The sequence below is a fragment of the Variovorax paradoxus genome, assembly GCF_030815855.1.
Taxonomy (GTDB): Bacteria; Pseudomonadota; Gammaproteobacteria; order Burkholderiales; family Burkholderiaceae_C; genus Variovorax; species Variovorax paradoxus_M.
In genome coordinates, this window is sequence record NZ_JAUSXG010000001.1 from 4,716,936 (window position 1) to 4,742,630 (window position 25,695).

Here is a 25,695-nt window from a genome sequence, read left to right on the forward strand (position 1 = left end):
ATCTGCGCTGGATACCGGAAGGATCGATCCGGCGATTAAGTGCAGCGCCCTGCACACCAGCGGTCTTGGATGGCCCACGGCAACCGAAGCTGCCGCGACCCACCACATTCGCCCCGCTCTTTTCAGAGCCGGGCCAATCTCTTTAGCTCGCCGAGATGGTTTGCGTGTCCACGCGGACACCCAGACCCATGGTCGACGACACAGCCACTTTGCGCAGGTACACGCCCTTGCTGGTCGCCGGCTTGGCCTTGACCAGAGCGTCGATCAGCGCAGCGAGGTTGCCTTGCAGCTTGTCGGTGTCGAACGAGCGACGGCCGATCGTGCCGTGCACGATGCCGGCCTTGTCGACGCGGAACTGGACCTGGCCAGCCTTGGCGTTCTTCACGGCCGTGGCGACGTCCGGGGTCACCGTGCCAACCTTGGGGTTGGGCATCAGGCCGCGCGGGCCGAGGATCTGGCCGAGCGTACCGACCACGCGCATCGCATCAGGAGCGGCAATCACGACGTCGAAAGGCATGTCGCCAGCCTTGACCATCGCGGCGAGGTCGTCCATGCCGACGATGTCGGCGCCGGCGGCCTTGGCTTCTTCCGCCTTGGCGCCTTGGGCGAACACAGCCACGCGCTTGGTCTTGCCGGTGCCGTTGGGCAACACGACGGCGCCACGCACGACCTGGTCAGACTTCTTCGCGTCGATGCCGAGCTGCACGGCCACGTCGATCGATTCGTCGAACTTGGCGGTGGCGGCGTCTTTCACGAGGCCGATGGCTTCAACGAGGGCGTACAGCTTGTTGCTGTCGACCTTGCCTGCGGACGCTTTTTGCTTCTTGGTGATCTTGGCCATTTACACGCCCTCCACATTCACGCCCATCGAACGGGCAGAGCCGGCGATGGTGCGAACTGCTGCGTCCAGGTCGGCGGCAGTCAGGTCCTTCATCTTGGCCTTGGCGATCTCTTCGAGCTGTGCGCGCGTGATCTTGCCGACCTTGTCGGTGTGCGGACGGGCCGAGCCCTTGTCCAGCTTGATGGCCTTCTTGATCAAGGTGATCGCCGGGGGCGTCTTGATGATGAAGGTGAAGCTCTTGTCAGCGAACGCGGTGATGACCACCGGCAGCGGCAGACCAGGCTCGACGCTCTGGGTCTGCGCGTTGAACGCCTTGCAGAACTCCATGATGTTCAAACCACGCTGGCCCAGTGCGGGACCGATGGGTGGTGACGGGTTGGCCTTACCAGCTGGTACTTGCAGCTTGATGAAGCCGACGATTTTTTTCGCCATGCTTTGCTCCTTGCGGGTGATATCGCCTTGGCTCTCGCCGCAGCTCCCCGGGGTTGAACGACTCTTCGATCAAGGCCGCGCGCCGAGTCGGACAACGCGCAGCCGGAATGGGTTCGGGCCTTTCGGCCCGAGGCTCAGGTCTTTTCGACCTGGCTGAATTCGAGCTCCACAGGCGTTGCGCGGCCGAAAATCATGACCGACACGCTGACCTTGCTCTTCTCGTAGTTGACGTCTTCCACCGTGCCATTGAAGTCGGTGAACGGGCCTTCCTTGACACGCACGAATTCGCCGACGGTGAACTCGACCTTGTGGCGCGGCTTCTCGGTGCCCTGCTGCATCTGGCTGACGATGTCCTCGACCTCTTTCTGCGAGATCGGGGCCGGACGGTTCTTGGCGCCGCCGACGAAACCCGTCACCTTGTTGGTGTGCTTCACCAGGTGCCAGCTCTCGTCGTCCATGATCATTTCGACCAGCACGTAACCGGGGAAGAAACGACGCTCGGTGGTGCGCTTCTGGCCGTTCTTGATCTCGACCACTTCTTCGGTCGGGACCAGGATGCGGCCGAACTTGTCTTGCATGCCGGCGCGGGTGATGCGCTCGGTGATGTTGCGTTCGACGGCCTTTTCCATGCCCGAATAGGCATGCACCACGTACCAACGCAGATCAGGGTTGGCGGCGGGAGCCAGCACGGAGGTGTTTTCTTCCTCCGGCGTGCTCGGCGTGGTTTCAACAGCGTCGTCGGTCATTTATTTTCTCCAGCCCAGAATGAGGTCGAAAAACACCCATTCGAGCGTCTTGTCGGTGAGCCAGAGGAAGACGGACATGATCGCCACGAAGGCAAACACGTAGGCCGTCATCTGCATTGCTTCCTTGCGGGCAGGCCAGACGACCTTCTTGACCTCGCGCCACGAGTCGCGGCCGAAGGCCCACAACTGACGGCCATTCTCCGAACTGCCGAAGGCGCCCACGGCCGCAGCCAGGCCGACCAGCAGCGCAGCCCATTGCACCAGCGAGCCTTGGCGCGCGAGCAGATAGAACGCCACGATGGCGCCCACTGCCAGCACCACCGACATGGCCAATTTGGCCTTGTCGGCACCCGTGCTCACGGTTTCGATTTGAGAAGTGGCCATGTTCGGCTGATTTCCTGTGGTCTTTCGACCTTCAATTCAATGCGCCTCTTGAGACGCCGAAGCCCATCGGGTCACGATGGGCTTTTTTAGCCTCCCGCCGGATCAACGACGGGCTTTTCGGGGTGCCACCTAGGTGGCAGGGGCAGTAGGAATCGAACCTACAACCTTCGGTTTTGGAGACCGACGCTCTGCCAATTGAGCTATACCCCTCCGGTACTCTTTGCGCTCGGCTTAGATGTCGAGGATCTTTGCCACGACGCCCGAACCCACGGTGCGGCCGCCTTCGCGGATGGCGAAGCGCAGGCCTTCTTCCATCGCGATCGGGTTGATCAGCTTCACGGTGATGCTGACGTTGTCGCCAGGCATGACCATTTCCTTGTCCTTGGGCAGCTCGATCGCGCCGGTCACGTCCGTCGTGCGGAAGTAGAACTGCGGACGGTAGTTGTTGAAGAACGGCGTGTGACGGCCACCTTCGTCCTTGGACAGCACGTACACCTCGGCGGTGAAGTGCACGTGCGGCTTGATGGAGCCGGGCTTGCACAGCACTTGGCCGCGCTCGACTTCTTCGCGCTTGGTGCCGCGCAGCAGCACGCCGACGTTGTCGCCAGCCTGACCCTGGTCCAGCAGCTTGCGGAACATTTCCACGCCGGTGCAGGTGGTCTTGACGGTCGGGCGGATACCCACGATCTCGATTTCCTCGCCGACCTTGATGACGCCGCGCTCGACGGCGCCGGTCACGACGGTGCCGCGGCCGGAGATCGAGAACACGTCTTCGACGGGCATCAGGAAGGTGCCGTCCACGGCGCGCTCGGGCGTCGGGATGTAGGTGTCGAGGGCTTCGGCCAGCTTCATGATGGCTTCTTCACCGAGCTTGCCCTTGTCGCCTTCGAGGGCGAGCTTGGCCGAGCCGTGGATGATGGGGGTGTCGTCGCCAGGGAACTCGTACTTGTCGAGGAGCTCGCGCACTTCCATTTCGACGAGCTCGAGCAGTTCGGCGTCGTCGACCATGTCGCACTTGTTCAGGAAGACGATGATGTAGCCCACACCGACCTGGCGAGCCAGCAGGATGTGTTCACGGGTCTGGGGCATCGGGCCGTCGGCGGCCGAGCACACGAGAATGGCGCCGTCCATCTGGGCGGCACCGGTGATCATGTTCTTGACGTAGTCGGCGTGGCCGGGGCAGTCGACGTGTGCGTAGTGGCGGTTGGCCGTTTCGTACTCGACGTGGGCGGTGTTGATGGTGATGCCGCGGGCCTTTTCTTCGGGCGCCGCGTCGATCTGGTCGTAGGCCTTGGCTTCGCCGCCGAACTTGGCCGACAGCACCGTGGCGATCGCAGCCGTCAGCGTGGTCTTGCCGTGGTCGACGTGACCGATCGTGCCCACGTTCACGTGCGGCTTGGTGCGGGTGAATTTACCTTTTGCCATTTTTCGACTCCGAAAAAAACGATTTCAACGTATGCAGATGGGTTGCAAACCTGCTGTTGCAACCCCCTAGAAACTGGTGCCCTTTGCGGGAATCGGACCCGCGACCTCTCCCTTACCAAGGGAGTGCTCTACCACTGAGCCAAAAGGGCTTTTTGTCTAACCAATCGCTTCCGGCGTCGAACCGGGTCTCTGGAGCGGGAGACGGGAATCGAACCCGCGTCATCAGCTTGGAAGGCTGGGGTTCTACCATTGAACTACTCCCGCATCGGGGGCACTCAAGGCACCCAAAGCGCTAGATCCAATCGCTCTTAGAAACCAAATTCATCGCTGGTGGAGAGGGCTGGATTCGAACCAGCGTACTCGTAAGAGGGCAGATTTACAGTCTGCTGCCATTAACCACTCGGCCACCTCTCCGGCGAACCTCGAAATATAGCACGGTTTTGTGACTTCACAGAACCTCCAGCACCAAGAAGACGCGGGAACTGCACGAGGCGGGAACCCCGGCATTATCCGCGAATTCAGTCGCCGGCCTGGTGCGCCTCCCGCCAGGCACGCGCCTCGCCGAAGTGCCCGCAGCCGATAAAAGGCGCGGGCGGGCGCAAGGCGGAAAGCGGCGACGGGTGATTCGACGTCAGCACCTTGTGGCGCCCGACGTCGATCAACGCGCGCTTGCTTTGCGCATGCGAGCCCCACAGCATAAAAACAACAGGTTTTGCACTGCCGGATACATGACGGATGACCGCGTCGGTCAGCACCTCCCAACCGCGGCCCGCGTGGCTGGCTGGCTGACCCTCCTCCACCGTGAGGCAGGTGTTGAGCAGCAGCACCCCGTGGGTCGCCCATTTCACCAGGCTGCCGCCCGGGCTCGGAAACGGGGGCGGAGGCGTTCCAAGGTCGCGCTGAAGCTCCTTGAAGATGTTGCGCAGCGACGGCGGAAGCGCCACGCCCGGGGCGACGGAAAAAGCGAGTCCTTCCGCCTGGCCGCGCCCGTGGTACGGGTCCTGGCCCAGGATCACCACCCGCACGTCTTCGGGCGGCGTCAGCTCCAGCGCCCGCAGCGGTTGCGGCGGAAAGATCACGGCGCCGGCGTCAAGGCGCTCGCGCAAGAAACTCAATAGCTTCTGCCCCACGATGCTGCCGAAGAACCCGTCGACCAGCGGTTGCCAGCCCGGCGCCACCGGCCAGTCGGCGGGATCGCTGCCGGACAGCTGATCGGGCCGATTCATTTGAACAATGCAGCGAGCGCCTCGCCGGGCTCCTTGGCGCGCATGAAGGCCTCGCCGACCAGGAAGGCATGGACGCCCGCGGCGCGGAGGGTGGCCACGTCTTCGCGCGTGGCAATGCCCGACTCGGTCACCGCCAGCCGGTCGGCCGGAAGCCTGGGCAGCAGATCGATGGTGGCCTGGATCGACACCTCGAAATTGCGCAGATTGCGGTTGTTCACCCCCACGAGCGGTGTCTTGAGCCTGAGCGCGCGGTCGAGCTCGGCCGCGTCGTGCACTTCGACCAGCACCGCCATGCCCAGCCCGCGCGCAATGGCTTCGTAGTCCTTCATCTGCGCATCGTCGAGCACGGCGGCGATCAACAGGATTGCATCGGCGCCCATCGCACGCGATTCGTACACCTGGTAGGCGTCGACGATGAAATCCTTGCGCAGCACAGGCAGGTCGCACGAGGCGCGCGCCTGCTTGAGGTAATCGATACCGCCCTGGAAGAACTGCCTGTCGGTGAGCACCGAAAGACAGGCGGCGCTGATTTCGCCGTCGCCTTCGGCATAGCTTTGCGCGATGTCGGCCGGAATGAAGTCTTCGCGCAGCACCCCTTTGCTCGGGCTGGCCTTCTTGACTTCGGCGATCACCGCGGCATGGCCGGCAGCGATCTTGGCGCGCAGGGCGCCTTCGAAATCGCGCGTCAGCACGCGGCTTTCGGCATCGAAGCGCACGCTTGCGAGCGGGCTTCTTTTCTGCGCCGCGGCAATTTCTTCGCGCTTGACGGCAACGATCTTGTCGAGGATGTCGGACATGTTCTGGGCTCCCTTTTTCTACCGATTCAAATCGCCGTGGAGGCCTTGACCAGCTCGGCCAGCTTGGCTCGCGCGGCACCCGATGCAATGGCTTCGCGCGAGCGCTCGATGCCTGCAGCCACCGAATCGACCACATTCGCGGCATACAGCGCCGCACCCGCGTTGAGCAGCACGATGTCGAGCGCCGGGCCGGCCTGATTGTCCAGCACCCCCAACAGCATGGCCTTCGACTGCTCGGGCGTTTCCACGCGCAGCGCGCGGTTGCTCGACATGGCAAAGCCGAAGTCTTCAGGATGCAGCTCGTATTCGCGGATTTCGCCGTCCTTGAGCTCGCCCACCATGGTGGCGGCGCCGAGCGAGATTTCGTCCATGCCGTCGCGGCCATACACCACGAGGGCGTGTTCGGTGCCCAGCCGCTGCAGGGCGCGCACCTGAATGCCGACCAGGTCGGGGTGGAACACGCCCATCAGGATGTTCGGCGCGCCCGCCGGGTTGGTCAACGGACCGAGGATGTTGAAGATCGTCTTGATGCCGAGCTCCTTGCGCACCGGCGCCACGTTCTTCATGGCCGGATGGTGGTTGGGCGCGAACATGAAGCCGATGCCCACCTGCTCGATGGAGCGCGCGATCTGCTCCGGCTGCAGGTTGATGTTGACGCCCAGCGACTCCAGCACGTCGGCGCTGCCCGACTTGCTCGACACGCTGCGCCCGCCATGCTTGCTCACCTTGGCGCCGGCCGCGGCCGCGACGAACATCGAACAGGTCGAGATGTTGAAGGTGTGCGAGCCGTCGCCGCCGGTGCCGACGATGTCGACGAGGTGCGTGGTGTCCTTCACCGGCACCTTGGTCGACACCTCGCGCATCACCTGCGCGGCCGCGGTGATCTCGCCGATGGTTTCCTTCTTGACGCGCAGCCCGGTAATCAGCGCCGCCATCATCACCGGCGAGCACTCGCCGCTCATGATGAGCCGCACGATGTGCAGCATCTCGTCGTGGAACACCTCGCGGTGCTCGATGGTGCGCTGCAGCGCTTCCTGGGGGGTGATCATGGGAAGTCTCCTCGGTGTTTTCAGGGGCCGGCGCGGCCGACTGGCGCGTCCGTGAATGCAAGCTTGAGGCCGAAGCCGATGAACAGCACGCCGGCCGCGCGATCGAGCCAGTGCATGCCCTTCTGCACGGCGCTTCTGCGCGCCATCCAGCCCGCGAACGCGGCCCATCCCACGACGATGGGAATGGAGTTGAGGTTGAACAGCACGCCCAGCAGAACGAAGTACAGGCTCTTGTTGTCGGTGTCCGGCGCGATGAACTGGGGCACGAAGGCCAGGAAGAACAACGCCACCTTGGGGTTCAGCACATTGGTCCAGAAGCCGCCGAGAAAGATCTCCTTGAGCCCGCGCTGGCCGGTCGCCGCCGCAGCTTGCGGCAAATCGGACGGCGGCTTGGCGCGCGACAGCACCATGCGAACGCCAAGGTACAGCAGATAAGCCGCTCCCACGTACTTGAGCACTGTGAAGGCCGCCGCCGAGGTGGCCAGCAGCGTGCCGACGCCGACGGCCGCCGCAAAGATGTGGACGAAGCAGCCAGTGAGAACGCCGAACCCGCCCACGATGCCGGCGCGCACGCCCGAACGCAGCGAATTCGTCACGATGTAGAGCACGTCGGGCCCGGGTGTCAGGTTCAGCAGCCAGCCGGCGGCGATGAAAGCAAGCAGATGCGGAAGATCGGGCATCGCGTGTCCTGTGCGTCAGGCGTTGAAGAAAGCGCGGATGGCGGCGACGGCGCGGTCCACGCCCGCCGCATCCACATCGAGATGGGTCACGAAGCGCAGCCGATAGAGCCCCGTCGCAAGAATGCCCTGCTGGTTCAGGTGCGCCAGCAGTTCCGAAGAACGCGCCTGCGCCGCGCCGGTCAGGTCGACGAACACGATGTTCGTGTGCGGCGCCTCGACCTTCAGGCCTTCGATGCCCTCGAGCCCCTGCGCGAGGCGCTGCGCCAGCGCGTGGTCTTCAGCCAGCCGGTCGATGTGGTGATCGAGCGCATGCGAAGCCGCCGCCGCGAGCAGCCCCGCCTGCCGCATGCCGCCACCCGCCATCTTGCGGATGCGGTGCGCCCGCGCGATGAGTTCGCGCGAACCGACCAGCGCCGAGCCGACCGGTGCGCCCAGGCCCTTGCTGAAGCAGACCGACACGCTGTCGAAGCACTGCGCGATGCGGCGCGCCTCGGCGCGGGTGTCGCTGCGCTTGTTCGACGCAGCCTGGGTGGTTGCGGCGTTGAAGAGGCGCGCTCCGTCCAGATGCCGTTGCAGGCCCCTGCCCTTGGCCAAGTCCGTCGCGGCCTGAACGTATTCGAAGGGCAGCAGCTTGCCGCCCAACGTGTTCTCCAGCGCCAGCAGCCGCGTGCGCGCGAAGTGCGCATCATCGGGCTTGATGGCGGCTTCGATCTGCGCGAGCGGCAGCGTGCCGTCGGGTGCATGGTCGAGCGGCTGCGGCTGCACGCTGCCGAACACCGCGGCGCCGCCGCCCTCCCAACGGTAGCAGTGCGCCTGCTGGCCGACGACGTATTCATCGCCACGGCCGCAGTGCGAAAGAATTGCGCACAGGTTGCTCTGCGTGCCGGTCGGCACGAAGAGCGCCGCCTCGAAGCCCAGCAGCGCGGCGATCTTTTCCTGCAGCGCGTTCACGCTCGGGTCGGTGCCGAAGACGTCGTCGCCGAGCGGCGCCGCCATCATGGCCTCGCGCATCGCCGGGGTGGGTTGCGTGACGGTGTCGCTGCGCAGGTCGACGAGCAAGGAGCGGTCGGTCATGGCATCAGTCCAGGAAGTTCTTGAGCATGGCGTGGCCGTGCTCGGTGAGGATCGATTCGGGGTGGAACTGCACGCCCTCGATGCGCACGTCATGCGCAAACCCGGTGTGCCGCACGCCCATGATCTCGCCGTCGTCCGTCCATGCGGTAATCGCCAGCGCCTTCGGGCAGCTCTCGCGCTCGATGGAAAGCGAGTGGTACCGGTTGACGATGAACTTCTCGGGCAGCCCTGCGAAGACACCTTCCTGAGTTGTCGTGATCTCGCTGGTCTTGCCGTGCATCAGCTGCTGCGCGCGAATGATCTTGCCGCCGAAGGCCGCGCCGATGGCCTGATGGCCCAGGCACACGCCGAGAATCGGCAGCTTGCCGGCAAAGGCCTCGATGGCCGCCACCGACACGCCCGCTTCCGCCGGCGAGCAAGGCCCTGGCGACACCACGAGCCGGGTCACGCCGGAAGCAATCAGCTCCCCGATCTGCGCCACGGTGATCTCGTCGTTGCGGTGCACCTGCACGTCCACACCCAGCTCGCCGAGGTACTGGACGATGTTGTAGGTGAACGAATCGTAGTTGTCGATCATCAGCAGTTTCATGGCTTGCTCACAATCCGGTGCACGCCCTTGACGACGGGGAACACATTGAAGTTGATCAGAAGGCCCAGCTTGAGACCCGACAGGCGCAGCGCGGCAAGCACTTGCGCGCGGTGCAGATCGGTCAGCACGTCGACAGCCTTGAGCTCCACGATGACCGATTGCTCGATCACGAAACCCGCGCGGTACACCTCGCCGAGCGAGCGGCCCTTGTAGGTGGCCGACAGCGCCACGCCCTGCGTGAAGCCGATCTCGCGCTCGGCGAGTTCGATGGCCAGTGCGGCGGCGTAGGCGTCTTCGCTGAGGCCGGTGCCGAGCACGCGCTGCACTTCGACGGCGGCGCCGATGATCTCGTGCGAGAAGTCGTTTTGAATGTCTGCGTTGCTCACTGTGTAACCTCCGTGCTGCGCACTGCGGTGCGAGCTTGCTTGGGGCGGCCCGGCGCGGCGCTCATTCCAGCCCCTCCTCGACCAGTTCCGCCGCACGCAGCAGTGCGCGCGCCTTGGCTTCCGTTTCTTTCCACTCCAGCTCGGGCACCGAATCGGCCACCACCCCGGCTGCGGCCTGCACGTGCAGCATCTGGTCTTTCACGATGCCGGTGCGGATGGCGATGGCCACGTCCATGTCGCCCGCATAGCTGATGTAGCCGCAGGCGCCGCCGTAGATGCCGCGCTTGGTGGGCTCCAGCTGGTCGATGAGTTCCATCGCATGCACCTTGGGCGCGCCCGTCAGCGTGCCGGCCGGGAAGGTGGCCTTGAGCACGTCGATGGCGGTCATGCCGTCTTTCAGCGTGCCTTCGACGTTGCTCACGATGTGCATCACGTGGCTGTACCGCTCGACGGCAAAGGCCTCGGTCACCTTCACGGTGCCCGTCTTCGCGATGCGGCCGATGTCGTTGCGCGCGAGGTCGATCAGCATCACATGCTCGGCGCGCTCCTTCGGGTCGTTGATGAGTTCTTCCTCGGCCGCCTTGTCGAGCTCCAGCGAAGCGCCGCGCGGGCGCGTGCCGGCCAGCGGGCGGATCGTGATCTTCTGCTCGCCCTCGCCCGTGTTCTCCTGGCGCACCAGGATCTCGGGCGACGCACCCACCACGTGGAAATCGCCCAGGTGGTAGTAGTACATGTAGGGCGACGGATTGAGCGAACGCAGCGCACGGTAGAGCGACAGCGGCGACTCGGTGTAGCGCTTGCTGATGCGCTGGCCCACCTGTACCTGCATGAAGTCGCCCGCGGCGATCATGTCCTTGGCACGCTCCACCGCCGCGAGATAGTCGGCCTTGGCGAAGCTGCGCTCCGGCGGATGCGGCTGCGTGGGCTTCACGACGGGCGCGCTCACCGAGTACTTGAGCTTTTCCTTCAGCTCGCGCAGGCGGCGCTTGCCCGCCGCGTAGGCCTCGGGCTGCTTGGGATCGGCGTAGACGATCAAATACAGCTTGCCCGAGAGGTTGTCGATGACTGCCAGTTCCTCGCACTGCAGCAGCAGGATGTCGGGACAGCCCAGCGCATCGGGCGGGCAGCTTTTTTCGAGCTTGCGCTCGATGTGGCGCACCGTGTCGTAGCCGAAGTAGCCCGCAAGGCCGCCGCAAAAGCGCGGCAGGCCGGGCCGCAGCGCCACCTTGAAACGCTTCTGGTACTCGGCGACGAAGTCCAACGGGTTGCCGGCGGCCGTCTCGACCACCTGGCCGTCCGTCACCACCTCGGTCTTCGCATCGGCGCCGAAGCCGGTGGCGCGAAGCAGCGTGCGGGCTGGCAGCCCGATGAAGCTGTAGCGCCCGAAGCGCTCGCCGCCGACCACCGATTCGAGCAGGAAGCTGTGCTTGCCGCCGCCTTGCGAATGGGCCAGCTTGAGATAAAGCGAAAGAGGCGTCTCGAGGTCGGCAAAGGCCTCGGCCATCAGCGGAATGCGGTTGTAGCCCTGTGCGCTGAGGCTCTTGAATTCAAGTTCGGTGATCACGGATCGTTCTCCAGTTGCCTCGCGGCGCTTCTCGGCCGGTGGCAAGGTCATTCACGGGTGGCCCGGAGTCTGCAGCGATCCGGTACCGCGGGCGCACGGCGTGCGCCGTGCAATCAAACAGTCAGCGATGTATGGCTACGCCAGGGCCAGGCTCCCCGGCTGCCTTGACCTGTTTGAATGATGTGATGAACGAACATGGAGCACGGAGTTTAGCCCACGAAAACGCCGCCGCGTGCAACGTACGGCTTCAGGGTTCCCCCGAGGGCCGGGAGTAAAACGAAAAGATACATTCGAACGATCGTTCGCAAATCCGAGGAGATCCGCTTGCCCGCTCTTTCGCTCCCACCCCTGCTCTCCCGCATTGCCGTGCTGGCCTGCGCCGCCGCTGCGCTCGGCGCATCGGCCGCACAGGTCGACGTTGCCGGCGTCAAGCTGAACGACACCCTCGAACTGCGCGGCAGCACCCTGCAGCTCAACGGCGCGGGGGTGCGCTACAAGGCCGTCTTCAAGGTGTACACGGCCGGCTTCTACGTGGAAAAGAAAGTCTCCACGCCGGAGGAGGCGCTGGCGGCACCCGGTCCCAAGCGCGTGTCCATCACGATGCTGCGCGACATCGAGGCCAACGAACTCGGCAAGCTCTTCACCAAGGGCGTGGAAGAAAACTCGCCCAAGAGCGAAATGGTCAACCTCATTCCCGGGCTGCTGCGCATGGGCCAGATGTTCGCCGACCAGAAGCAGCTCAAGACCGGCGACACCTTCACCATCGACTGGCTGCCCGGTACCGGCACGCTCGTCACGGTGCGCGGCGTGCCGCAGCCCGATCCCATCAAGGAGCAGGCGTTCTTCAACGCGCTGCTGCGCATCTGGCTCGGCCCCACGCCCGCCGACTGGAAACTCAAGGACGCGCTGCTCGGAAAGTAGCGCCCCGGCTCGTCCCGCTCAGGCCGCCGCGCGATCGAGTTCGGCCAGCGAATCCAGGAAACCGTCGGCATCGACGCCGCGCACCGGCTCGCCGTGGTTGTAGCCGTAGGTCACGAGCAGCACCGGGCAGCCGGCGGAACGTGCGGCCTTGGCGTCGTTGCTCGAGTCTCCGATCATCAGTGTGCGCGCGGGATCGGTGCCCAGCGCCTCGCAGGTCTTCAAAAGCGGCAGAGGGTCCGGCTTCTTGCGCGTGAAGGCATCGCCGCCGAACGCGAATTCGAAGAAGCCATCGAGCCCCTTCGCCGCGAGCAACGGCTTGGCGAACGAGGTGGGTTTGTTGGTGAGGCACGCCAAGCGGAGGCCGCGCGCGCGCAGCGCCTTCAGGCCGTCGACCACGCCGGGATACACCTGCGAGTGCTGTCCGTTGATGGCGAGGTAGTGATGCTGATAGCGCTCCCAGGCCCGGTCGAAAAGCGCTTGCGCCCGAGCGTGCAGCGCTTCCGCACCGCCGGGCGAGGCGGCGCCGCCGCCGCCTGACGCCATCACATGCGCGAGTGCCGAAAGAATCAGATGCTCCGAACCCTTGCCCACCATTTTTTCGACGGCGGCCGGCGGTACCGGCGGCAGCGAAAGGTCGGCGAGCATGTGGTTCAGCGACACCGCGAAGTCGCCGAGCGTATCGACCATGGTGCCATCGAGATCGACGATGGCGGCGTCGAAGCGGGTGAGGTCGAAATCGAGAGAGGTCAAGAACGGACGGCCGGAGTGAAACAACGAGGTTCATTTTGCCCCGCCCGGTCGACCCGCACGCCGCTAGGCGCAGGCGGCTTCTTTTACTTGCTGGCGCGCATCTGGTCGCGCAACTGCTTGATCTGGTCGTGGTTGCGTTGCGCACCGTCGGCTTGCTGCTGGATGATCGCGCGCACGTCGGCAGGCAAGTTCGCCTTCAGCGCCTTGCGATAACGCGCCACGGCAGCGTCTTCACCGCGCTCGCACTCCTCCAGCATGGAGAGTGCGCTGTCGGCGCCGACGGAACCCTTCACGTGCACCCAGCCGCGATGCATGGCACCGGTGACCGTGCCGCCGTCGTCCGGCGATCCGCCGAAGCGCCTCACGAGTTGGACCAGTTCCCCGGCCGCCCTGGCGCATTCCGCCGAGCGGTTCTGGAAGACTTGCTTGAGTTGCGGCGATTCGACTTCCTCGGCGCAGGCGCGGAAACCGTATTCACCGTCGCGCGTGTTCTCGAGCAGATCGTTCAGCACCTCGACCACGTCTTCGCTGGTCGCGGTGTCGGCGGTGTTCGTGTAGTTGGCCATGAATGACTCCTTCGTGTGCCTCGTGAAGAGGCGGGTTGAAAATTGCCGCGCATGCGTGCCCGACAGCGGCCGCATTGCGCAGGTCCCAAGACCAATGGTGTTCGCGCGGATCTGGATCCGTGTCGGCTTCGCCCGACGTCCGCTGTCAGCGTTCTTCGGGCGCGTCTTGCCGCTCCGGCTCACTCCTCCCGGAACGGCTTTTCAGCCCGCCCGGGCTGGCTGTAGGGCGAGCTGCCGTGGTTCCCGGTTTCGCCCACGCCGGCATCACCCGGCGTTGGCGGCTTGCGTTCCTCGGTGATTGCGGGGCCGTTGTTGGGCCCCACGGGATCGCCGTTCTCCGCGGGCGTTCTCGCTTCGCGCTTCATGCTTTTCTCGGCGGGTGTCGGCTTGCGGTACGCCGCCGAATTCGCCGCTCCGTCCGGCGCGGTGGGCCGGGCCGTGGTCGTGGATCTGGTCACGCTGTGTCCTTTCGAAAATTTCACCGTGCGCCGCAGCGGCGCAGCCGTGCGTAGGAAAGCGTCGCGTCTTCGGCGCAAGCGCACGGCAACGGGGCGGGCCATCGGGGATCGGGCGGGCAGGCACGCAACCGGCGCAAGGACGGTGTCCCTGCCTACACGCACGGCGTGGTGTTGCGCGAGAGAAAAGAGGCTTCAGTCTTCGAGGATTCAATTCATGGCCAATGACGTATCGCGCTCCGCGCCTCGCCCTTTGCGCACGTACGGTCTCGCTGCCGCATTGCTGCTCTCGGTGGCGGCTGCGGGCGCGCAGCCCACCGGCAACCCCAAGGGAACGCGTGCGCCCCCGATCAGCGATTCAGCCGAGCCGCAGGGCGCCCGCCCGGCAGAGCAGCCCCGCGGCGCCATCGACCAGGGCCCGCTGGGCTCGGACAAGGGGCCCGCCAGCGCGCGCACGCAAACTTCGCGTCCACCTTCGACCGCCACGCCCGGGGGCATTGCGCCTTCTCGCGACGGCGATCCTTCCAAGGAGCAGCGCGGCAGCGACAAGCGGCATGCGCGGCCCGCGCCCCAATAGATGAACAGCGAGCCTCCCATGACTTCCACCACCCAGATCGACGCACGCATCGCCGGCCCTGTCGAATTCCGCGCAGGTGACGGTCCGCAACTGAAGATTCCGGAGGGCAACTGCCAGATCCTGATGGCGGACGACAGCGTCGTCCTCACCTGGAGCGAGAACGGCCAATCGTTGACGGCGGCCATACCGAAGATCGAGTTCGACCGCTACATCGAGGACGGTGCGATCGTGCTGGGCCGGGGATGAGCACCCCCGCTCAATCGCGCACCCTGGCCGCCGTGTTGATCGCGCGTGCGTACGAAACGGCTTCTTCGTCGGTCATGGAGCCTTCCAGTTCCGCCAGTTCGAGCTGCTCGAAATCGTAGGAAATCCATTCGAACAGGTGGGACTTCGGCATGTCGTCGAGGGTCTCGCAATCGCTCCACGATTGCAGCCGCGTGGGAGCGCTTTCCAGCAGCATGCGCAGGTACAGCGCCCGCGAAACCTTGAGCTCGGCGATCTGACGCGGGTCGTCCAGTACGACGCGCAGCTGCGCCAGGGCCTGCTCGCAGTGCAGCACGCGGCGGTGGGCCTCGCCCAAGATCGCTTCTGACTCCTCGGAAGCATTCGCCCGTGCGTGCCAGGCGCGGGCGAACTCGCGCGCAATGCGGGCGTAGGCGAGCTGCTGGAGGCCCTGGAGCGCGCCATCGAGTTGGCGGTGCATGGTCATGACCCTCTCCGCATGTCCAACCCAACCGGCGTCAGGCGGCTCTGTCTTCGCCGTCTTCGTCGTCCTCCGGCTCGCCCGCCTCATCGGCCAGTTCGTCCGGCATGCCGGCATCCTCCGGGTCCCTGGACGCGGCCACGTCGGCCGCGCTGCCGGGAACAATGCCCACGCGGTCCGGCAAGATGTCCGCGTCGGGCTCTACCGGCGGCGCATCGGCCGATGCACGCTCGCCGGTGCCTTCGGCGTCGCTGCTGCTTTCATGCGCCACCGGAACGGCGCCTTCGGCGGCATCATCTTCGGGAATGGCGGAGCGCTCGCGCGAGGTGCGCACGTCGCTTCCGCTGTCGCTCGTGTCGCTGGGGCCAAGGCTGTCGACGTCCGTTCCCTTCGGTTCCGCCGGCGGATAGTCGCCTCCCAGGATGCTGCTCGTGGCCATGGCTTTCTTCACTTCATGAAAAACGTTGATGAATGAGGGGCCGCCCCCCGCACATTTCAGACTGGACAGCCGCGGCGCGCCTGCGCGTAGGAAATGCGCGCGTCCGGGGCGCAGTCATTCACGGAGATTGCTCATCCAGCGTGGGTACCCGGGTCCATCGAGGCTCGGAGGCCGGGCGACGGGAGATTGGCGCCTGCTCCTACGCGAGGGCCGGGCGGGGCAGGTAGCCTGCCTTTCTCGCTTTTCACCTGAAAGTCCATCCCATCCCATGAAGAACCTTCGCTACCTGATGATCGCCGGCGTCGTTGCGCTCGGTGCCTGCGCCAACACCTCGACGCCTCCTTCGACCGCTTCCGCCGAGAACCGGCCCGACCCGACCATCCTGCTGGTGCCGGTGCGCATCGAAGACCCCGCGCTGGCTTCAGGCTGCTGGGCCCAGTTCTATACCGGGCGCAACTTCCAGGGCGACATGCTCACGCTGGTGGGCCCCGCCGAAGTCCAGAGCATGGACCGGGGCACCGCCAAGCAGCTCAAGCGCGACATCGACAGCGTGAGCGTCGGTCCGCGCGCGACGCTGCAGGTGTATGAGCACGCGATGTTCAGGGACCGCACCGTCAACTTCCCCGCCAATAGCCGCGAAGGCGGCCTCATGCGCAAGCTGGGCTTTGGCGGAAGAATCGAGGCGATGAAGCTCAGCTGCTCCTGAGCGCGGCCGTTGCGGGCATTGAGGTCGTCACGCCCGGTTTAACAAGCCTCAGGCTTGCGCCTCGGTCAGCGCCTGCGCGGCCACCACCGCTTCGGTGCGGTTGCGCACATTGAGCGCGCGGAAGATTGCCGCCAGGTGGATCTTGACGGTGCCTTCGCTGATGCCCAGGCTGCGGCCGATGAGCTTGTTGGGCTTGCCTTGCGACAGCAGCTGCAGCACCTCGACCTGGCGCTCGGTGAGCACGCTGCGCAGATGCTCCAGCGTGGCCGACGATGCGCCCGCGGCGCGTGCGTCGCCGTTCTGCGTGGGCGCCACGCCGGCCACGATGCCGGGCGGCAGCGCCGTCAGCATCATCGGCGGTACATACACGCCGCCGGCCAGCACCAGCCGCACGGCCGACAGCATCACCTCGGGCGAATAGGCCTTGGGAATGAAGCCGAGCACGCCGCGTTCGAGCGCGCTGCGCATGATGGCCGGGTCTTCGTAGCCCGAGAGCACGATGACCGGCACGGCCGGATGGCGGCGGCGGATTTCGTCGATGTGCGCCTGGCCGTCGGCACCGGGCATGTTGAGATCGATCAGGGCCAGGTCGAGCTCGTCGTTGGCGGCGGCAAGCAATTCGTCGACGCTCATGGCCAGGACGAATTCAATGCCGGGCTCGAGCTCCGACAACTTGGCCTTGACCGCCTCGATGACGAGCCGGTGGTCGTCGGCGATCAGAATTTTCATGGCGTGTCCCAGTGTCCCAGCGGGCGTTGAATTCAGCGGAAGCCGACGATACCGGCGATTGCCCCACGCAGCAATACCGCATCTACCCACGAACGGCATAGACCCCAAGCGATATGGCGCCCGCCGCGCTGCGTTTGGAAGAATGAACGCCCACTCGAAGGAACCGGGGACATAGGCATGCGCCATTGCTGCAGACGCCGGTGCAAGGCATCCTTCACCACGCAAGCGCAGTGAGCGGGCCCGGTTCATGGCCCGCCTGCTCGACAGTTTTTCGGCCTTCGTCTCGTTCGGCCTTGCCCTGGATGCATCGATTGCTGCATCGGCAGCCGGCGGCCGCGCCACGCTTTCGCACGATGCTGCGCAGCAACAGGCCCGCCGCCTGCTCGACGCCGCGCGAGCCGCCGCCGGCGCGTCGGGCACGTCCGCGGGGCAAGTCGAATCCGCGGCCTTTGCCATGGTGGCCTGGATCGACGAAATCCTGGCGCGCCATCCCGGCGCCGGGACCGGCGCCGCGCCGCTCCAGGTGCAGCTCTTCAACTCGAACAACGCCGCCAGCGAGTTCTTCCATCACCTGTCGGCGCTGACCGCGCAGGACGACGAGGTGCGCGAGGTCTACTGGCACGCGCTGGTGCACGGCTTCAAGGGCCAGTACTACTTCGAGACCGGCGACCAGGGCGAGCTCGGCAAGCTGAAGGAGCTGCACAGCCGGCAATTGCGGCTCCAGCCGCTGACGCTCGGCAGCCTGGTGCAGGACCACATCACGCCGCAGCCCTACCGCGTGGCCGACCCGCCGGGACCCTACGATGCGCGGCGCCGCGACCGGGCGCTGCTGCGCGCCGCGGCTTCGCTCACGCTGCTGCTGCCGCTGCTCTATCTGCTGTGGTGGCAATGGCTCGCCGGTCCGCCCACCGACGAGCCGCCCCTGGCAGGGCGCATCGAGCAGCATCTGCAAAGCTATGCATGCGCCGACCTCGCCGCCACCGCCGGCAAGGACGGGAGCCTGCGCGTGAGCGGCTTCGTCTCGCTGCCCGCGGACCTGGACCGGGTCGAGCGCGAGGTGGCTGCGATACCCGGCGCAGGGTCGCCCACGTTCGATGTCGAACTGCGCGTATGGCCGCATTGCGAAGTCTTCGCCATCCTCAAGCCCTACCAGCTGCGCAACCACGAGAAGGCCCAGGGGCTGGCCGTCGATGTCCCCACCGCCATCAACGGCAGGCTGCGCGAAGGCGAGAACGTGCGCGTGCAGGTGTGGGCACCGGGCCACGACAGCCACCTGTGGATCGACTACTACACCGCCGACGGCTCCGTCATGCACCTCAACGCCGGCCAGGCGGCCACGCGGCTGCGCGCCGGCGAACGGCTCGAGCTGGGCCGCGACATTCCCTCCAGCTGGCTCGTGGGGCCGCCGTTCGGGCGCGTCCTGGTCACGGCGGTCTCGTCGCCCATGCCGCTCGCCGCACTCGCCGACCGGCCGCCCTTCGAGCTCGCGTCGGCCTATCTGCTGCGGCTGCGCGAAGCGCTCGCGGCCGGCAAGGGAAGCGAACGGCTGGTGGCCGACTTCGTGTTCCTGGAAACCGTCTCGCGCTGAACCGCGAAGAAGAACCGAGACGCCATCCCCATGACCGCCGTTCTTTCGCCCGTGCATCTCTTCTGGCTCCTGCTTGTGCTGTGCCTGGCGGGCTTCGCGCTGCTGTACGGCATGGTTCGCGATGCGGGCCGCGGTGCGCGCCGGCGCACGCTGCAGCGGCGCATCGACGCGCTCGGTCCCTGGGCCGCCGAAGCCGACGAAGCCGCCGTTCCGGCCATCAAGGAAGCCATGTCCCAGGCCCAGCAGGCCCGTCGCCAGTCGCCCCAGCAACGCGACGCGCCGGTGCCGTGGTTTCTCTTCGTGGGTGACGCGGCGGCCAACCTGCCGGGGCTGCTGGCGGCCGCTGGCGCCGAACGCCTTGCGCCGCAAGACAGCGAGCCCTTCGGCGAACCCTACTGGCGCTGGTGGCTGACGGGTTCGCTGACCGCCATCGAGCTCCATCCGGCCGCCGTGAGCGACAAGGCCAACGAGCCGCACACGCGCGGCCTCTGGCTCCAGTCGCTGCTGGCGCTGGCCGAACGGCGCGAGCGCTTGCCGCTCAACGGCATGGTGGTGTGCGTTGCAGCGGGCGATCTGCTGCGCACGGACACCGCACATATCAAGCCGCTGGCAGCCAGGATGCGCCGGCTGCTCGAAGAAGCCGGCGACACCTTGCGCCTGCAGTTGCCCGTCTACCTCGTCGTCACCGGGCTCGAACGATTGGCGGGCTATGCCACCCTGCGCGGCGCATTGCCGCCCGAGGTGCTGGCGCAAGCCGTCGGCCACCGCCTGGCCGAGCCGCTCGCCGCCAACGACACGGCCGCCGCACGGCTGGATGCCTTGTTCGACCCCATGGCGCAGCAGCTGCATGCGCTGCGCATGGCGCTGCTGCGAGAGCAGCCGAGCGCATCGGGCCGGCTCGCCATCCATGAGTTCGTCGAGGCAATGCGTGCGCTGCAACCCGCGCTCCACCAGGTGGCCGATGCCTTGTTCGAGAGCCATGGACGCGGTTCGCGTGGCCCGCGGTGGCGTGGCCTCTATTTCGCGGCCGCAGCCTCGGACGCAGCCGGCGGCGCATTCACGGCCGACCTGTTCGGGCGCTTCCTGCCTGCCGACCAGCCGCTCGCGCGGCCGGGCCGTCCACCGAACGCGAGCGCGCCGCCGCCATGAACAGGCTAGTTGCTCTCGACGCGGATCTGGCGGGCGCCGAAGGTCACCGTCATCGCCTGGGCCTTGCCGGTTTGCACCGGGCGCACTTCGCGCCAGCGCGCACGGTCCAGATCGCGGAACGCCGCCATCACGCCGATGGCCTTGGCATCGGGTGGCAGCGTGAGGTCGAGCTTGCGGGTCTCGCCGGGGCGCAGCAGCATTTCTTCGCGCTGCACGAGCTCTGCGCCCAGCGTGGCCTGGTCTTTCTCGAACAGCGAGAAGAAGTCCGCGCCTTCGAACGGGCCTGGCGACTTCAATGCATACACGCGCACCGTGAGCGGCGAAGCGCGGCCGCGCGCATCGGGATTGGCATCGGCACCCGCAACCAGCGTGACCGACACCGTCGTGACCACGGGCTTGGGTGCACAGCCTGCCAGCAGCACACCGGTCAACACCAGGCCCGAGGCCAGTGCAAGGCGCCGCGAGACCGCAGCAAGAGAGCGTCCATAGGACGAATGGCGTGTACCCAGCGTGCGCATGCTATTCCCTTCGTTGCATTGACCGGTTCGGCTGCATCTTTGATTATCACCAGCCAACTCGAACAGGCAACATGCTGACCAACGAACTTGTCGAAGCCCTGCTCACGCCCATCGGCGAGGCATCGCCGTGCGGCGACGATCTGGAGTACGACGCCGCCTTCACCGCACTGGCGGCGGCTTCGCAGCGCAAGGCCGAGCAGCAGTTCGGCGACACCGTCATTCCCGCGGTGGAACCGGAGTGGCGCGACGTGGCCGAACAGGCCGATGCCATCCTGCGCCGCAGCAAGGACGTGCGCGCCGCCGTTCTGCTGCTGCGCGCTGCCACGCGGCTGCAGGGCGTGCCCGGCTTCGTTGCGGGCCTTCAATTGCTGACAGGCCTCTTCGACCGCTTCTGGGACGGCATACATCCAACGCTCGATGCCGACGACGACAACGACCCGACCATGCGGCTCAATGCACTGGCACCGCTGTGGGACGAGAACATGGTGCTGCGCGACCTGTACGACGCGCAGGTGGGCGTGGCGCCCGGCGTGGGACAGATCCGCGTGCGCGACATCGCCATTGCGCACGGTGCGCTCAACGCCGTGGGCGGCGAAGCCGCCTATTCGATGTCGCAGGTCCAGGGCGGCCTCGAGGCGATGCAGGCGCACCAACCCGAGCGATTGCAGGCCGCCATGGAAGTGGCTGCGCTGGTCGACAAGCTGCAGGCGCTGCTGCTCGATCGCACCGGTCGCTCCGACGCCATCAACCTCGGCGTATTGCGCACCATCGGCCGCGTGCTCGCCAAGGCCTGCGGCGCCGCCTCCGGCGTGGCCGGGGCGGGAGAAACGGCGGCGGCGGACGAAGGCACGGCATTGCAGGCTGGCGGCGCCGGTGCGGCCCGCCCGGCGGCCCTGCGCGGTGAGATTCAGAGCCGCCAGGAAGCGCTGCAGATGCTCGACCGCGTGATCCGCTACCTGGAGCAAGCGGAGCCCGGCAATCCTGCGCCGCTCCTGATCGACCGCGCCAAGAAGCTCATCGGCGTGAGCTTCCTCGAGATCATGGCCAACCTCGCGCCCAACGCGATGGACACGATCGAAAACGTGACGGGCAAGCGCCCGTCCGAATAAGGCCTTTCCGTCCCTTTCAGTTCACAGAACCTCCCATTCATCCCCGCAAGGAGCATCGCCATGTCCAAGAGCAGTCAGAAATTCATCGCCCGCAACCGGGCGCCACGCGTGCAGATCGAATACGACGTGGAACTCTACGGTGCCGAGAAGAAGATCCAGCTGCCGTTCGTGATGGGCGTGCTGGCCGACCTGTCGGGCAAGCCGGCCGATCCGCTCGCCTCGGTGGCCGATCGCAAGTTCCTGGAGTTCGACGTCGACAACTTCGATTCGCGCATGAAGGCCATGAAGCCGCGCGCCGCCTTCGCGGTGGAGAACTCGCTGACCGGCGAAGGCGATCTGAAAGTCGAGCTCACTTTCGAGAACATGGAGGACTTCTCCCCGGCCGCCGTGGCCCGCAAAGTCGGTGCACTCAACAAGCTCCTCGAAGCGCGCACGCAGCTGTCGAACCTCGTGACCTACATGGACGGCAAGGGCGGCGCGGAAGAGCTGCTCGCCAAGGTGCTCGAGGACCCCGCGCTGCTGCAGACGCTGGCCGCCAGCAAGAAGCCCGACGACAGCGCGCCCGCCGCCTGATCCCTTTCGACAGACCCACCGGATTCCGAGGAGAAACACCATGGCCGACGCACTCGAACAACAGAGCGCACTGAAAGACGTTGCCTATGCGGGGAGCGACTTCTCGTCGCTGCTGCAAAAGGAATTCAAGCCGCGCAGCGACGAAGCCAAGAGCGCCGTCGAAGCCGCGGTGCTCACGCTCGCGCAGCAGGCGCTGAGCAACAGCACCGTGATCGGCAAGGACGTGACCAAGTCGATCCAGGCCATGATTGCCGCGATCGACGCCAAGCTCACCGAGCAGGTCAACAAGGTCATTCACCACCCCGAGTACCAGAAGCTCGAGAGCGCATGGCGCGGCCTGCACTACATGGTGAACAACACCGAGACCGACGAGAACCTCAAGATCCGCGTGATGGACATCTCCAAGCAGGAGTTGGCCAAGAACCTGAAGAAGTTCAAGGGCGCGGCATGGGACCAGAGCCCGATGTTCAAGAAGATCTACGAACAGGAGTACGGTCAGTTCGGCGGCGAGCCCTTCGGCGCCATCGTCGGCGACTACCACTTCGACCAGAGCCCGCCGGATGTGGAACTGCTCGGCGAGATGGCCAAGCTCGCCGCCTCCGCGCATGCGCCCTTTATCACCGGCGCCAGCCCGAACCTGATGCAGATGGAATCGTGGCAGGAACTCGCCAACCCGCGCGACCTGACCAAGATCTTTCTCACGCCCGAATACGCCGGCTGGCGCAGCCTGCGCGAGTCGGACGACTCCAAGTACCTGGGGCTGTGCATGCCGCGCTTCCTCGCGCGCACGCCCTATGGCGCCAACACCAATCCGGTGGAGGAGTTCGACTTCGAGGAAGACACCGCCGGAGCCGACCACAGCAAGTACGCCTGGGCGAATGCGGCCTATGCGATGGCGACCAACATCAACCGCTCGTACAAGCTCTACGGCTGGGGTTCGCGCATCCGCGGCATCGAGTCGGGCGGCGCGGTGGAGAACCTGCCGCTGCACACCTTCCCGAGCGACGACGGCGGCGTGGACCAGAAGTGCCCCACCGAAATCGCCATCAGCGACCGGCGCGAGGCCGAGCTCTCCAAGGCCGGGCTGCTGTCGATGATCCACCGCAAGAACTCCGACTTCGCGGCCTTCATCGGCGCGCAGTCGCTGAACAAGCCGGCGGAATACGACGACCCCGACGCCACGGCCAATGCCAACCTGGCGGCACGCCTGCCCTATCTCTTTGCCTGCAACCGCTTTGCGCACTACCTCAAGTGCATCGTGCGCGACAAGGTCGGCAGCTTCAAGGAGCGCGAGGACATGCAGCGCTGGCTCAACAAATGGATCATGAACTACGTCGACGGCGATCCGGCCAATTCGTCGGAGATCACGAAGTCGCAGAAGCCGCTGGCGGCTGCCGAGGTGGTGGTGGAAGAGGTCGAAGGCAACCCGGGCTACTACACCTCCAAGTTCTTCCTGCGCCCGCACTACCAGCTCGAAGGTCTCACGGTCTCGCTGCGGCTGGTCTCCAAGCTGCCGACGGCCAAGGGCGCCGGCTGAAAAGTCCTTCGGTTTTTCTTGAAATTCCCGGTTCCGTTTCGTTCTCTCAGTAGCTGCCGCGCATCGCTCCCAAAGGCAACTTGCCGGCAGCCCTTGTCTTCATCTCGATCATCAACCGCCCGAGCGCAAATCGGGCTCCAAGGAGTAGGAACATGTCTTCTGACTTTCACATCAAGCTCGACGGCGTCAAGGGCGAGTCGTCCCACAAGGACCACAAGGACGAGATCGAGATCTCGTCGTGGACCTGGAACGTGAGCAACGCGTCGGGCGCGGGCTCCGGCGGCGGTTCGGGCAAGGGCAAGGCCACGCCGGGCGAGTTCCACTTCACGCACACCTACGACAAGGCCTCCCCGGTGCTGGCCAAGAATTGCGTGAGCGGCAAGCACTTCAAGGACATGATCCTGACCTGCCGCAAGGCGGGCGAAGGCCAGCAGGAGTACCTCAAGGTCACGCTCAAGGAAGTCTTCGTCTCGCTGGTGGGCCCCGGCGGCGCCCAGGGCGGCGACGTGCAGGAACAGGTGTCCTGCTCGTTCAAGGACATCGAGTTCGCCTACAAGGCCCAGGACGACAAGGGCGCGGGCGGCGGCGAAGTCAAGTTCGGCTGGAACGTCGCAACCACCGAAACCCGCTGACGGACGACGGACCCGCAGGGCACGGCATCGGGCGCGCCAGTGCCCGATGCGGTTTCCACGCGTCCTCACCGGAGCAATCCAATGGCATTCAGCACCCCACTCATCGGCCGCAGCGGCGCGCTGCTCACCGCCTACAACATCGACTGGTCGGCCGGCCGGATCGGTTCCAACACACGTGAAGACGTGATGCTGGTGCAGGCGCTGTTCAAGATCTTCTACTACGAGATGCTCGGCTTCAACCACGACCTGGACCCGCCCCCGGGCCAGACCGAGGCGATCACCGTGGACGGCTACTACGGGCCGGTCACGCAGAAGCACATCACGCACTTCCAGACGCAGTCGATCGCACTCGGATACAAGGTCCTGCCGGACGGCATCTTCGATCCGTTCCGGGAGCCCGGCGATTCGAGCACGATCAGCAAGAGCCGCTATGCGCTCGACCTGCTCAACAACGGCTGCGCCAACTTCTGCAAGGAGCAGGGCGTCGACAACTACACCAACCTGCCCAACCGCGAGGACATGCCGGCGCTGCTGCGCAACGCGTTGAAGCGAGTCAAGAAGACGGCCAGCAAGTACGCCTCCGGGGGCGCTGCGAGGGTTCCCGTCACGGGCGGCATCTGAGCTTCCTTCTGCTGCCGTTCTGGCGGCGACCGGGGCCTGAAGCGTCCGTCGCCTGGACGGCGCTTCAGGCCCCGGTCTTTTGTTTGAACCCGATCACGAGTCCGTCGGCGCAACGGTTTCTGGCAGCAGCCGCGTCACGTCGTCGTCCTCGTCCCCGATCACCCACAGCGTGAGTGCCGTGTAGTTGTCGTGGCCCTGCTTGGCGTTGGCCCTCACCTTCGCGTCGATCAGCTCTGTCCACTGGCTGGGGGTGCGCGAGGCATGCAGCGTATCGATCAGGCACTCGTCGCCCAGCGGCTCCCAGACGCCGTCGCTGCACAGCAGCAGCACGTCGCCGGGCAACAGGCGCATGCGGTCGGACACCGCGATGTCCGGCGCCTCTTCGATCGAACCGAGCGCGGACAGCAGCATGTTGCGCTGCGGATGCAGGCGCGCGCCCTCTTCGTCGAGCATGCCGCCGGCCACCATCTGCTGCACGAGGCTGTGGTCGGTGGTTCGCGCCACGATGGCTCCGCCGCGAAACAGGTAGGCCCGGCTGTCGCCGCTGTGCACCCAGGCCAGCGCCTCGCTCTCGAGGTCGATGGCCGCGAACACGATGGTCGAGCGCATGCCCGCGAGCTTGCCCCCCTCCGCCTGGCGCGCCACCACGTCGCGGTTGGCCTGCTCGACCAGCGCGCGCAGGCTCGCTTCGTCCAGGCTAGGCGCAGCCGAGAAGCCGCCCAGCGCGCTGCTGCGCACGATGGCCGCCGCCACGTCGCCGCCGCCGTGCCCGCCGGCGCCATCGGCCACCAGGCAGGCAACATAGCGCTCGTCATGCCAGTGGCCGTGCACGTCCTCGTTGTAGCTGCGGCCGCCCTGTCTGGACAGCGTGACGATTTCGATTTCCAAGCGGATGCCTCGCGTTTGCTGATGCTGTTGTCGTTGTGCTT

General features: G+C 65.9%; 32 protein-coding genes and 4 tRNA genes. 11 read left to right on the plus strand and 25 right to left on the minus strand.

The features are described 5' to 3' along the window. Nucleotides 1-142 precede the first annotated feature (142 nt). From rplA to trpE, 17 genes are all read right to left on the minus strand, one after another. Nucleotides 143-841, minus strand: coding sequence for a 50S ribosomal protein L1 (gene rplA / locus QFZ42_RS22510; protein WP_307703094.1), 699 nt, complete (start codon nucleotides 839-841; stop codon nucleotides 143-145). Continuing rightward, entirely contained in the window at nucleotides 842-1,273 is a 432-nt protein-coding gene (gene rplK / locus QFZ42_RS22515) for a 50S ribosomal protein L11 (protein ID WP_055801191.1), read from the minus strand. A 134-nt stretch (nucleotides 1,274-1,407) separates the two neighbouring features. Then, the gene (gene nusG, locus QFZ42_RS22520; RefSeq protein ID WP_307703095.1) at nucleotides 1,408-2,019 is read right to left on the minus strand and encodes a transcription termination/antitermination protein NusG; all 612 of its coding nucleotides are present in this window, start codon (nucleotides 2,017-2,019) and stop codon (nucleotides 1,408-1,410) included. After that, nucleotides 2,020-2,403 (minus strand): preprotein translocase subunit SecE, encoded by a 384-nt coding sequence (secE, locus tag QFZ42_RS22525; RefSeq protein WP_307703096.1) that lies wholly within the window; start codon nucleotides 2,401-2,403, stop codon nucleotides 2,020-2,022. A gap of 134 nt (nucleotides 2,404-2,537) precedes the next feature. After that, nucleotides 2,538-2,613: transfer RNA gene (locus QFZ42_RS22530), tRNA-Trp, on the minus strand. Between the two features lie 21 nt (nucleotides 2,614-2,634). Then, nucleotides 2,635-3,828, minus strand: a complete 1,194-nt coding sequence (tuf, locus tag QFZ42_RS22535) for an elongation factor Tu (RefSeq protein ID WP_013539103.1) — start codon at nucleotides 3,826-3,828, stop codon at nucleotides 2,635-2,637. Between the two features lie 74 nt (nucleotides 3,829-3,902). Next, a tRNA-Thr gene (locus tag QFZ42_RS22540) sits at nucleotides 3,903-3,977 on the minus strand. 41 nt (nucleotides 3,978-4,018) lie between these two features. After that, nucleotides 4,019-4,092, minus strand: a tRNA-Gly gene (locus tag QFZ42_RS22545). A gap of 64 nt (nucleotides 4,093-4,156) precedes the next feature. Beyond that, a tRNA-Tyr gene (locus QFZ42_RS22550) sits at nucleotides 4,157-4,242 on the minus strand. A 104-nt stretch (nucleotides 4,243-4,346) separates the two neighbouring features. Then, a complete protein-coding gene (locus QFZ42_RS22555) occupies nucleotides 4,347-5,054 on the minus strand; it encodes a uracil-DNA glycosylase (RefSeq protein WP_307703097.1) in 708 nt (235 codons plus the stop codon). Further along, a complete protein-coding gene (gene trpC / locus QFZ42_RS22560) occupies nucleotides 5,051-5,851 on the minus strand; it encodes an indole-3-glycerol phosphate synthase TrpC (protein ID WP_307703098.1) in 801 nt (266 codons plus the stop codon). Before trpC ends, QFZ42_RS22555 begins: the two co-directional genes overlap by 4 nt. Before the next feature lie 26 nt (nucleotides 5,852-5,877). Next, a complete protein-coding gene (trpD, locus tag QFZ42_RS22565; protein ID WP_307703099.1) occupies nucleotides 5,878-6,900 on the minus strand; it encodes an anthranilate phosphoribosyltransferase in 1,023 nt (340 codons plus the stop codon). A 20-nt stretch (nucleotides 6,901-6,920) separates the two neighbouring features. Further along, a complete protein-coding gene (locus QFZ42_RS22570) occupies nucleotides 6,921-7,580 on the minus strand; it encodes a LysE family translocator (RefSeq protein WP_307703100.1) in 660 nt (219 codons plus the stop codon). 15 nt (nucleotides 7,581-7,595) lie between these two features. Beyond that, the gene (ltaE, locus tag QFZ42_RS22575) at nucleotides 7,596-8,654 is read right to left on the minus strand and encodes a low-specificity L-threonine aldolase (protein ID WP_307703101.1); all 1,059 of its coding nucleotides are present in this window, start codon (nucleotides 8,652-8,654) and stop codon (nucleotides 7,596-7,598) included. A 4-nt stretch (nucleotides 8,655-8,658) separates the two neighbouring features. Further along, nucleotides 8,659-9,243 carry an anthranilate synthase component II gene (locus QFZ42_RS22580; RefSeq protein WP_307703102.1) on the minus strand — a complete coding sequence of 195 codons (585 nt, stop codon included), beginning with the start codon at nucleotides 9,241-9,243 and terminating at the stop codon, nucleotides 8,659-8,661. Then, nucleotides 9,240-9,629, minus strand: a complete 390-nt coding sequence (locus QFZ42_RS22585; RefSeq protein ID WP_307703103.1) for a GxxExxY protein — start codon at nucleotides 9,627-9,629, stop codon at nucleotides 9,240-9,242. Before QFZ42_RS22585 ends, QFZ42_RS22580 begins: the two co-directional genes overlap by 4 nt. 61 nt (nucleotides 9,630-9,690) lie before the next feature. Beyond that, on the minus strand, nucleotides 9,691-11,193 hold the full coding sequence (trpE, locus tag QFZ42_RS22590) for an anthranilate synthase component I (RefSeq protein ID WP_307703104.1): 1,503 nt from the start codon (nucleotides 11,191-11,193) through the stop codon (nucleotides 9,691-9,693). Nucleotides 11,194-11,517: 324 nt separating this feature from the next. On the opposite strand from trpE, the gene QFZ42_RS22595 reads away from it, so the two are divergent. Beyond that, on the plus strand, nucleotides 11,518-12,114 hold the full coding sequence (locus tag QFZ42_RS22595) for a chalcone isomerase family protein (RefSeq protein ID WP_307703105.1): 597 nt from the start codon (nucleotides 11,518-11,520) through the stop codon (nucleotides 12,112-12,114). An 18-nt stretch (nucleotides 12,115-12,132) separates the two neighbouring features. Here the strand turns inward: QFZ42_RS22595 and gph are convergent, their stop codons facing one another. The 3 genes from gph to QFZ42_RS22610 all read right to left on the minus strand — a co-directional run bounded on the left by gph (nucleotide 12,133) and on the right by QFZ42_RS22610 (nucleotide 13,888). Continuing rightward, on the minus strand, nucleotides 12,133-12,864 hold the full coding sequence (gene gph / locus QFZ42_RS22600; RefSeq protein ID WP_307703106.1) for a phosphoglycolate phosphatase: 732 nt from the start codon (nucleotides 12,862-12,864) through the stop codon (nucleotides 12,133-12,135). Nucleotides 12,865-12,947: 83 nt separating this feature from the next. Continuing rightward, complete coding sequence (locus QFZ42_RS22605; protein WP_307703107.1) at nucleotides 12,948-13,430, minus strand: ferritin-like domain-containing protein; 483 nt, start codon at nucleotides 13,428-13,430, stop codon at nucleotides 12,948-12,950. Between the two features lie 179 nt (nucleotides 13,431-13,609). After that, nucleotides 13,610-13,888 (minus strand): hypothetical protein, encoded by a 279-nt coding sequence (locus QFZ42_RS22610; RefSeq protein WP_307703108.1) that lies wholly within the window; start codon nucleotides 13,886-13,888, stop codon nucleotides 13,610-13,612. A gap of 214 nt (nucleotides 13,889-14,102) precedes the next feature. On the opposite strand from QFZ42_RS22610, the gene QFZ42_RS22615 reads away from it, so the two are divergent. Both QFZ42_RS22615 and QFZ42_RS22620 read left to right on the plus strand, forming a co-directional pair. Then, nucleotides 14,103-14,462: a translation initiation factor IF-2 gene (locus QFZ42_RS22615; RefSeq protein WP_307703109.1), complete on the plus strand. Its 360-nt coding sequence runs from the start codon at nucleotides 14,103-14,105 to the stop codon at nucleotides 14,460-14,462. 18 nt (nucleotides 14,463-14,480) lie between these two features. Next, complete coding sequence (locus QFZ42_RS22620) at nucleotides 14,481-14,708, plus strand: hypothetical protein (RefSeq protein ID WP_307703110.1); 228 nt, start codon at nucleotides 14,481-14,483, stop codon at nucleotides 14,706-14,708. Nucleotides 14,709-14,718: 10 nt separating this feature from the next. Here the strand turns inward: QFZ42_RS22620 and QFZ42_RS22625 are convergent, their stop codons facing one another. Both QFZ42_RS22625 and QFZ42_RS22630 read right to left on the minus strand, forming a co-directional pair. Continuing rightward, on the minus strand, nucleotides 14,719-15,171 hold the full coding sequence (locus tag QFZ42_RS22625; RefSeq protein WP_307703111.1) for a hypothetical protein: 453 nt from the start codon (nucleotides 15,169-15,171) through the stop codon (nucleotides 14,719-14,721). A gap of 31 nt (nucleotides 15,172-15,202) precedes the next feature. Next, the gene (locus QFZ42_RS22630) at nucleotides 15,203-15,604 is read right to left on the minus strand and encodes a hypothetical protein (protein ID WP_307703112.1); all 402 of its coding nucleotides are present in this window, start codon (nucleotides 15,602-15,604) and stop codon (nucleotides 15,203-15,205) included. A gap of 268 nt (nucleotides 15,605-15,872) precedes the next feature. On the opposite strand from QFZ42_RS22630, the gene QFZ42_RS22635 reads away from it, so the two are divergent. Then, nucleotides 15,873-16,310 (plus strand): beta/gamma crystallin domain-containing protein, encoded by a 438-nt coding sequence (locus tag QFZ42_RS22635; RefSeq protein ID WP_307703113.1) that lies wholly within the window; start codon nucleotides 15,873-15,875, stop codon nucleotides 16,308-16,310. 48 nt (nucleotides 16,311-16,358) lie between these two features. Here the strand turns inward: QFZ42_RS22635 and QFZ42_RS22640 are convergent, their stop codons facing one another. Further along, nucleotides 16,359-17,039: a response regulator gene (locus QFZ42_RS22640; RefSeq protein ID WP_307703114.1), complete on the minus strand. Its 681-nt coding sequence runs from the start codon at nucleotides 17,037-17,039 to the stop codon at nucleotides 16,359-16,361. 247 nt (nucleotides 17,040-17,286) lie between these two features. On the opposite strand from QFZ42_RS22640, the gene QFZ42_RS22645 reads away from it, so the two are divergent. Together QFZ42_RS22645 and QFZ42_RS22650 are read left to right on the plus strand one after the other, a co-directional pair. Further along, nucleotides 17,287-18,627, plus strand: a complete 1,341-nt coding sequence (locus QFZ42_RS22645) for a DotU family type IV/VI secretion system protein (protein ID WP_307703115.1) — start codon at nucleotides 17,287-17,289, stop codon at nucleotides 18,625-18,627. Nucleotides 18,628-18,657: 30 nt separating this feature from the next. Further along, entirely contained in the window at nucleotides 18,658-19,776 is a 1,119-nt protein-coding gene (locus QFZ42_RS22650; protein WP_307703116.1) for a type VI secretion system protein, read from the plus strand. Between the two features lie 5 nt (nucleotides 19,777-19,781). Here the strand turns inward: QFZ42_RS22650 and tssJ are convergent, their stop codons facing one another. Beyond that, entirely contained in the window at nucleotides 19,782-20,294 is a 513-nt protein-coding gene (gene tssJ, locus QFZ42_RS22655) for a type VI secretion system lipoprotein TssJ (RefSeq protein ID WP_307703117.1), read from the minus strand. 71 nt (nucleotides 20,295-20,365) lie between these two features. On the opposite strand from tssJ, the gene tssA reads away from it, so the two are divergent. The 5 genes from tssA (at nucleotide 20,366) to QFZ42_RS22680 (ending at nucleotide 24,766) form a co-directional block, all read left to right on the plus strand. Further along, on the plus strand, nucleotides 20,366-21,403 hold the full coding sequence (gene tssA, locus QFZ42_RS22660; RefSeq protein ID WP_307703118.1) for a type VI secretion system protein TssA: 1,038 nt from the start codon (nucleotides 20,366-20,368) through the stop codon (nucleotides 21,401-21,403). Nucleotides 21,404-21,463: 60 nt separating this feature from the next. Then, entirely contained in the window at nucleotides 21,464-21,976 is a 513-nt protein-coding gene (tssB, locus tag QFZ42_RS22665) for a type VI secretion system contractile sheath small subunit (RefSeq protein ID WP_307703119.1), read from the plus strand. Nucleotides 21,977-22,016: 40 nt separating this feature from the next. After that, entirely contained in the window at nucleotides 22,017-23,513 is a 1,497-nt protein-coding gene (gene tssC, locus QFZ42_RS22670; protein WP_307703120.1) for a type VI secretion system contractile sheath large subunit, read from the plus strand. Nucleotides 23,514-23,665: 152 nt separating this feature from the next. After that, nucleotides 23,666-24,145: an Hcp family type VI secretion system effector gene (locus QFZ42_RS22675; protein WP_307703121.1), complete on the plus strand. Its 480-nt coding sequence runs from the start codon at nucleotides 23,666-23,668 to the stop codon at nucleotides 24,143-24,145. Nucleotides 24,146-24,226: 81 nt separating this feature from the next. Further along, nucleotides 24,227-24,766, plus strand: coding sequence for a peptidoglycan-binding domain-containing protein (locus tag QFZ42_RS22680; RefSeq protein WP_307703122.1), 540 nt, complete (start codon nucleotides 24,227-24,229; stop codon nucleotides 24,764-24,766). A gap of 93 nt (nucleotides 24,767-24,859) precedes the next feature. Here the strand turns inward: QFZ42_RS22680 and QFZ42_RS22685 are convergent, their stop codons facing one another. Then, complete coding sequence (locus tag QFZ42_RS22685; protein WP_307703123.1) at nucleotides 24,860-25,654, minus strand: PP2C family protein-serine/threonine phosphatase; 795 nt, start codon at nucleotides 25,652-25,654, stop codon at nucleotides 24,860-24,862. Nucleotides 25,655-25,695 lie beyond the last annotated feature (41 nt).

What these genes read in the sequence shown, in the direction of transcription:
- rplA (WP_307703094.1), bottom strand. Translation starts at nt 841, where the DNA reads ATGGCCAAGATCACCAAGAAGCAAAAAGCGTCCGCAGGCAAGGTCGAC.
- rplK (WP_055801191.1), bottom strand. Translation starts at nt 1,273, where the DNA reads ATGGCGAAAAAAATCGTCGGCTTCATCAAGCTGCAAGTACCAGCTGGT.
- nusG (WP_307703095.1), bottom strand. Translation starts at nt 2,019, where the DNA reads ATGACCGACGACGCTGTTGAAACCACGCCGAGCACGCCGGAGGAAGAA.
- secE (WP_307703096.1), bottom strand. Translation starts at nt 2,403, where the DNA reads ATGGCCACTTCTCAAATCGAAACCGTGAGCACGGGTGCCGACAAGGCC.
- tuf (WP_013539103.1), bottom strand. Translation starts at nt 3,828, where the DNA reads ATGGCAAAAGGTAAATTCACCCGCACCAAGCCGCACGTGAACGTGGGC.
- QFZ42_RS22555 (WP_307703097.1), bottom strand. Translation starts at nt 5,054, where the DNA reads ATGAATCGGCCCGATCAGCTGTCCGGCAGCGATCCCGCCGACTGGCCG.
- trpC (WP_307703098.1), bottom strand. Translation starts at nt 5,851, where the DNA reads ATGTCCGACATCCTCGACAAGATCGTTGCCGTCAAGCGCGAAGAAATT.
- trpD (WP_307703099.1), bottom strand. Translation starts at nt 6,900, where the DNA reads ATGATCACCCCCCAGGAAGCGCTGCAGCGCACCATCGAGCACCGCGAG.
- QFZ42_RS22570 (WP_307703100.1), bottom strand. Translation starts at nt 7,580, where the DNA reads ATGCCCGATCTTCCGCATCTGCTTGCTTTCATCGCCGCCGGCTGGCTG.
- ltaE (WP_307703101.1), bottom strand. Translation starts at nt 8,654, where the DNA reads ATGACCGACCGCTCCTTGCTCGTCGACCTGCGCAGCGACACCGTCACG.
- QFZ42_RS22580 (WP_307703102.1), bottom strand. Translation starts at nt 9,243, where the DNA reads ATGAAACTGCTGATGATCGACAACTACGATTCGTTCACCTACAACATC.
- QFZ42_RS22605 (WP_307703107.1), bottom strand. Translation starts at nt 13,430, where the DNA reads ATGGCCAACTACACGAACACCGCCGACACCGCGACCAGCGAAGACGTG.
- QFZ42_RS22615 (WP_307703109.1), top strand. Translation starts at nt 14,103, where the DNA reads ATGGCCAATGACGTATCGCGCTCCGCGCCTCGCCCTTTGCGCACGTAC.
- QFZ42_RS22620 (WP_307703110.1), top strand. Translation starts at nt 14,481, where the DNA reads ATGACTTCCACCACCCAGATCGACGCACGCATCGCCGGCCCTGTCGAA.
- QFZ42_RS22625 (WP_307703111.1), bottom strand. Translation starts at nt 15,171, where the DNA reads ATGACCATGCACCGCCAACTCGATGGCGCGCTCCAGGGCCTCCAGCAG.
- QFZ42_RS22630 (WP_307703112.1), bottom strand. Translation starts at nt 15,604, where the DNA reads ATGGCCACGAGCAGCATCCTGGGAGGCGACTATCCGCCGGCGGAACCG.
- QFZ42_RS22635 (WP_307703113.1), top strand. Translation starts at nt 15,873, where the DNA reads ATGAAGAACCTTCGCTACCTGATGATCGCCGGCGTCGTTGCGCTCGGT.
- QFZ42_RS22640 (WP_307703114.1), bottom strand. Translation starts at nt 17,039, where the DNA reads ATGAAAATTCTGATCGCCGACGACCACCGGCTCGTCATCGAGGCGGTC.
- QFZ42_RS22645 (WP_307703115.1), top strand. Translation starts at nt 17,287, where the DNA reads ATGGCCCGCCTGCTCGACAGTTTTTCGGCCTTCGTCTCGTTCGGCCTT.
- QFZ42_RS22650 (WP_307703116.1), top strand. Translation starts at nt 18,658, where the DNA reads ATGACCGCCGTTCTTTCGCCCGTGCATCTCTTCTGGCTCCTGCTTGTG.
- tssJ (WP_307703117.1), bottom strand. Translation starts at nt 20,294, where the DNA reads ATGCGCACGCTGGGTACACGCCATTCGTCCTATGGACGCTCTCTTGCT.
- tssA (WP_307703118.1), top strand. Translation starts at nt 20,366, where the DNA reads ATGCTGACCAACGAACTTGTCGAAGCCCTGCTCACGCCCATCGGCGAG.
- tssB (WP_307703119.1), top strand. Translation starts at nt 21,464, where the DNA reads ATGTCCAAGAGCAGTCAGAAATTCATCGCCCGCAACCGGGCGCCACGC.
- tssC (WP_307703120.1), top strand. Translation starts at nt 22,017, where the DNA reads ATGGCCGACGCACTCGAACAACAGAGCGCACTGAAAGACGTTGCCTAT.
- QFZ42_RS22675 (WP_307703121.1), top strand. Translation starts at nt 23,666, where the DNA reads ATGTCTTCTGACTTTCACATCAAGCTCGACGGCGTCAAGGGCGAGTCG.
- QFZ42_RS22680 (WP_307703122.1), top strand. Translation starts at nt 24,227, where the DNA reads ATGGCATTCAGCACCCCACTCATCGGCCGCAGCGGCGCGCTGCTCACC.